The 5,245-nt window shown below is 71.7% G+C and carries 5 protein-coding genes; 4 read left to right on the top strand and 1 reads right to left on the bottom strand.

Translation table 11 applies throughout. The features are described from left to right. Nucleotides 1–77 precede the first annotated feature (77 nt). Nucleotides 78–1,460: a glycine--tRNA ligase gene (locus ACFV0G_RS34750; protein WP_380556592.1), complete on the bottom strand. Its 1,383-nt coding sequence runs from the start codon at nt 1,458–1,460 to the stop codon at nt 78–80. Between the two features lie 368 nt (nt 1,461–1,828). Between ACFV0G_RS34750 and ACFV0G_RS34745 the strand changes: the two genes are divergently transcribed. The 4 genes from ACFV0G_RS34745 (at nt 1,829) to ACFV0G_RS34730 (ending at nt 5,164) form a co-directional block, all read left to right on the top strand. Continuing rightward, a complete protein-coding gene (locus ACFV0G_RS34745; protein WP_380556590.1) occupies nt 1,829–2,806 on the top strand; it encodes a metal ABC transporter substrate-binding protein in 978 nt (325 codons plus the stop codon). A 218-nt stretch (nt 2,807–3,024) separates the two neighbouring features. Beyond that, on the top strand, nt 3,025–3,768 hold the full coding sequence (locus ACFV0G_RS34740; RefSeq protein WP_380556588.1) for a metal ABC transporter ATP-binding protein: 744 nt from the start codon (nt 3,025–3,027) through the stop codon (nt 3,766–3,768). Then, nucleotides 3,765–4,718, top strand: coding sequence for a metal ABC transporter permease (locus ACFV0G_RS34735; RefSeq protein WP_380556586.1), 954 nt, complete (start codon nt 3,765–3,767; stop codon nt 4,716–4,718). Before ACFV0G_RS34740 ends, ACFV0G_RS34735 begins: the two co-directional genes overlap by 4 nt. A 35-nt stretch (nt 4,719–4,753) precedes the next feature. After that, a complete protein-coding gene (locus ACFV0G_RS34730) occupies nt 4,754–5,164 on the top strand; it encodes a Fur family transcriptional regulator (protein ID WP_380556584.1) in 411 nt (136 codons plus the stop codon). Nucleotides 5,165–5,245 lie beyond the last annotated feature (81 nt).

Raw genomic sequence — 5,245 nt, 5'->3', positions numbered from 1 at the left:
CGGGGCCCGGGCCGCGCGCCCGGGGCACAGGGCTCGGGCTACAGGGCTACAGGGCTACAGGGCTACACGGTTCGGTCTCAGCAGCCGATCAGGCGGGCAGCCAGGTAGGACTTCACCTGGTCGAGCGACACGCGCTCCTGCGCCATGGTGTCCCGCTCGCGAACGGTCACCGCGTTGTCCTCGAGGGTGTCGAAGTCGACGGTGACGCAGAACGGGGTGCCGATCTCGTCCTGGCGGCGGTAGCGCTTGCCGATGGCACCGGCGTCGTCGAACTCGACGTTCCAGGCGGTGCGCAGGTCGGCGGCCAGGCCGCGGGCCTTCGGCGAGAGGTCGGCGTTGCGCGACAGCGGCAGCACGGCGACCTTCACCGGGGCGAGTCGCGGGTCGAGGCGCATGCCGGCCCGCTTCTCCATGACGCCCTTGGCGTTGGGAGCCTCGTCCTCGAAGTAGGCGTCGAGCAGGAAGGCCAGCATCGCGCGGTTGAGGCCGGCTGCGGGCTCGATCACGTACGGGAAGTAGCGCTCGCCGGACTCCTGGTCGAAGTACCGGAGGTCCTTGCCGGAGTGCTCGCTGTGCACGGACAGGTCGTAGTCCGTGCGGTTGGCGATGCCCTCGAGCTCGGAGAACTCGGTGCCGCCGAAGTTGAAGCGGTACTCGATGTCGACCGTGCGCTTGGCGTAGTGGGAGAGCTTCTCCTTCGGGTGCTCGAAGAAGCGCATGTTCTCCTCGCGCAGGCCGAGGTCGCGGTACCAGTTCCAGCGCTGCTCGAGCCAGTACTCGTGCCACTTGTCGTCCTCGCCCGGCTTGACGAAGAACTCCATCTCCATCTGCTCGAACTCGCGGGTCCGGAAGATGAAGTTGCCGGGCGTGATCTCGTTGCGGAAGCTCTTGCCGACCTGGGCGATGCCGAACGGCGGCTTCTTGCGCGAGGTGGTCTGGACGGCGCTGAAGTTGGTGAAGATGCCCTGCGCGGTCTCCGGCCGGAGGTAGGCCAGGCCGGACGCGTCCTCGGTGACACCGAGGTGCGTCTTCAGCATGCCCGAGAACTCCTTGGGCTCCGTGAAGGCGCCCTTGTTGCCGCAGTTCGGGCAGTTGATGTCGGCGAGGCCGTTGGCGGGCAGCTTGCCGTGCTTGGCCTCGTACGCCTCCTCCAGGTGGTCCGCGCGGAACCGCTTGTGGCAGGAGAGGCACTCGGTGAGCGGGTCGTTGAAGGTGGCGACGTGGCCGGAGGCCTCCCAGACCTCGCGGGCGAGGATCACCGAGGAGTCGAGTCCGACGACGTCCTCCCGAGCGTGCACCATCGCGCGCCACCACTGGCGCTTGATGTTCTCCTTGAGCTCCACACCCAGCGGACCGTAGTCCCAGGCGGCGCGAGTACCGCCGTAGATCTCGCTGCAGGGGTAGACGAAGCCACGGCGCTTGCTCAGGCTGACGATCGTGTCGATCTTGTCGGCGGCCACAGTGCTCTCTTCAGTACGACGGCACGGTCTGGGCGCGGCTGGTTGCACGCACCCGAATACCTCAGGTTACCGGGATCGGGGAAGGCCTTCACATCGGTATTGACCACGCCTCCCGCCCCGCGCCCGCCCCACACCCGCCCGAGCCCGCCCCACGCCCTGCACCGCTTCCGCCCCGCACCCACCCCACCGCCACTCCGCCGCCACCCCGCACCCACCCCACGACCGCTCCCCCGAGCACGCCCCACAGCCTCCCCGGGCCCGCCTCACAGTTTCCCCGAGCCCGCCCCACAGCCTCCCCGAGCCACGGGCAGCGGTCACCCAATCGGGTGAGTTGACAATCATTTCCACATAACATGAGAATGGTTGTCATGATGATCCTGCGACGCCTCGGCCGGCGCCGGTCCCCCGGCGCGATATCCACCGCCACGGTCGGCCTGACCACCGCCACGGTCGTGGCCGCGCTCACCCTCACCGCCTGCGGCGGGGCCAGCAGCGCGCAGGACGCCCAGGGGCGGCTCAAGGTGGTCGCCTCCTTCTACCCGATGGAGTTCCTGGCCTCGCAGATCGGCGGCGAGCACGTGAAGGTCACCGACCTGACCGCCGCCGGCGTCGAGCCGCACGATCTCGAACTGACCGCCAAGCAGGTCGGCGCCGTCCAGCAGGCCGGCGCCGTCCTCTATCTCAAGGGGCTCCAGCCGACCGTCGACAAGGCCGTCGCCCAGTCGCACTCCAAGCACGTCATCGACGCCACCTCCGCCTCCCCCCTGGTCGACCACCACCTCGACGAGGGCACCCAGGACGAGGCCGGCCACTCCCACCAGGACGCCGCCGGCGACCCGCACATCTGGCTCGACCCGACCCGGTACGCGGCGGTCGCCAAGGCGGTCGGCGCGGAGTTCGCCAAGGCCGACCCGGTGCACGCCGCGGACTACCAGCGGAACACCGCCGACCTGGTGAACCGTCTCGACTCCCTCGACGCGGACTTCCGGACGGGGCTTGCGAGCGTGCACGGCCGGTCGTTCGTCACCAGCCACGCCGCGTTCGGGTACCTGGCCGACCACTACGGCATCGAGCAGATCGCGATCAGCGGTGTCGACCCGGAGGCCGAACCCACCCCCGCCCGGCTCGCCACGATCCAGAAGGCGGCCCGCGAGCACGGCGTCACCACGATCTTCTTCGAGAGCCTGGTCAGCCCCGCCCTCGCCGAGGGCGTCGCCCGCGACCTCGGTCTCAAGACCGCCGTCCTCGACCCGCTGGAGGGCATCAGGGACGGCAAGGGCGACTACTTCTCGATCATGCACCAGAACCTGACCACCCTGCGGGCCGCGCTCGGCGCCACCAGCTGACGGGACACCACGCCATGAGTTCAGTCATCCCCCCACCTGCGGCATCTCCTTCGCCCGCGACATCTCCTTCGCCCGCGGCGTCCCTCTCGACCGCGACATCTCCTTCGCCCGCGGCCTCCCTCTCGACCGCGACGTCCCCTTCCGCTTCCCCCGCCACGTCCTCCTCCCCGGCCGAAGGCCGGTCCGCCGCACCGCGGCCTGAGGACGGCTCCCCCGCGGTGGTCCGGCTGTCCGGTGCGGTGGCCGCGGTCGGCGGTCGGCCGGTGCTGCGCGGCGTCGACCTCTCCGTCGGCCCGGGCGAGGTGGTGGCCCTGCTGGGCGCCAACGGTTCGGGCAAGTCCACCACCGTCAAGGCGGTGATCGGCTCCGTCGCCCTGGACCACGGCAGCCTGGAGCTGTTCGGCACGCCGCAGCGCCGCTTCCGCGGCTGGCACCGGATCGGCTACGTGCCGCAGCGGACGACCGCCGCCGGCGGGGTGCCCGCCACCGTCCGCGAGGTGGTCTCCACCGGACGCCTCCCGCAGCACCGGCTGCGGCCGCTGCGGCGCCGCGACCGCGAGGCCGTCGACCGGGCGCTCGCCGCCGTCGGCATGCTGGACCGGGCCGGCGACGGCGTGGCCGGGCTCTCCGGCGGCCAGCACCAGCGGGTGCTGATCGCCCGGGCGCTGGTCGGCGAGCCGGATCTCCTGATCATGGACGAGCCGATGGCCGGCGTGGACGTCGGCAGCCAGCAGGTGCTCGCCGACATCCTCCGCAGCGAGGTCGCCCGCGGCTGCGCCGTCCTGCTCGTGCTGCACGAACTCGGCCCGCTGGAACCGCTGATCGACCGCGCCGTGGTGCTGCGCGACGGCTGCGTGGCGCACGACGGGCCGCCGCCCGAGAGCGTCGGCCAGCACGCCCTGCCGGGCCACGACCACGTCCACCCGCACGCCGACCCGACTCCCCCAGGACTGCTGGCATGACCGAGATGTTCCAGTTCGACTTCATGCAGCGGGCGCTGGTCGCCGCCGTCCTGGTGGGCATCACCGCGCCGGCCGTCGGCATCTACCTGGTGCAGCGCCGGCAGGCCCTGATGGGCGACGGGATCGGGCACGTGGCCCTGACCGGTGTCGGCCTGGGCTTCCTGTTCCAGACCAGCCCGGTCTGGATGGCCGTGCTGGTCTGCGTGCTCGGCGCCGTCGTGATGGAGCTCGTCCGCTCGCGCGGCAACCAGCGCGGCGACATCGCCCTGGCGATGCTCTTCTACGGCGGCATGGCCTGCGGCAAGCTGCTGGTCAGTGTGAGCGCCACCGCCCAGGCCGGCGGCGCCAGCCTGGAGAGCTACCTCTGGGGCTCCATCCTCACCGTCTCCCCCACCGACCTGGCCACCATCGGCGGGCTGGCCGCGGTGGTCGTCGCGGTCACCTTCGGACTGCGCCGGCAGCTCTTCGCGATCTGCCAGGACGAGGAGTTCGCCCGGGTCACCGGCATCCCCGTCCGGGTGCTCAACCTGCTGCTCGCGGTGATGGCCGCGGTCACCGTCACGGTGGCGATGCGGGTGGTCGGACTGCTGCTGGTGAGTGCGCTGATGGTCGTCCCGGTGGCCGCCGCGCAGCAGCTCACCCGGTCCTTCGCGGCGACCCAGGCGGCGGCGGTCGCCCTCGGGATCACCGTCTCGGTGCTCGGTGTGATGGGCTCCTACCAGGCGGACGTGCCGTCCGGACCGGCCATCGTGCTGCTGGCGATCGCGGCCTTCGCCCTGTTCAGTGCGGCGGCCGCGCCGCTGGCCCGGCGACGCCACCGGACGGCGCCGGACACCGGGCCGGCCGTGTGCGACACCGGGGTGCCGCGGGACGGCCGGACGGGCACGATTCCGGGGCAGGCCAAGGCCGCCGAGAGCGCATCGGCGGCCGGTCGGGGGCTGGCACAATGAGGTGCGACAGCTTCCCATTCCCAGGAGGACCCACGGTGACGACCGCAGGCCCGACGCCGCGCGCCCGATCCACTCGGCAGCGAGCCGCCGTCTCGGCGGCCCTGGACGAGATCGAGGACTTCCGCAGTGCGCAGGAGCTGCACGACATGCTCAAGCACCGCGGTGACTCGGTCGGTCTGACGACCGTCTACCGGACGCTGCAGTCGCTGGCCGAGGCCGGCGAGGTGGACGTGCTGCGGACGGCCGAGGGCGAGGCGGTCTACCGCCGGTGCAGCAGCGGGCACCACCACCACCTGGTCTGCCGCCTCTGCGGGGCGACGGTCGAGGTCGAGGGCCCCGCGGTCGAGCGCTGGGCGAACGCGGTCGCCGCCGAGCACGGCTTCAGCGACATCGCGCACACCCTGGAGATCTTCGGCACCTGCGGCTCCTGCGCGGCGAAGGCCTGAGCCGAAGGACCGCTGAGGAACACAGGACGGACGCCGGCTGGCCGCTCGAACACCCCGAGTCGGTGGCATGCAGGTGGGTGC

This window comes from Kitasatospora sp. NPDC059571, assembly GCF_042735675.1.
GTDB lineage: Bacteria > Actinomycetota > Actinomycetes > Streptomycetales > Streptomycetaceae > Kitasatospora.
The sequence above is the reverse complement of the archived record's forward strand: the minus strand, read 5'-3'. Positions and strand labels throughout refer to the sequence as shown.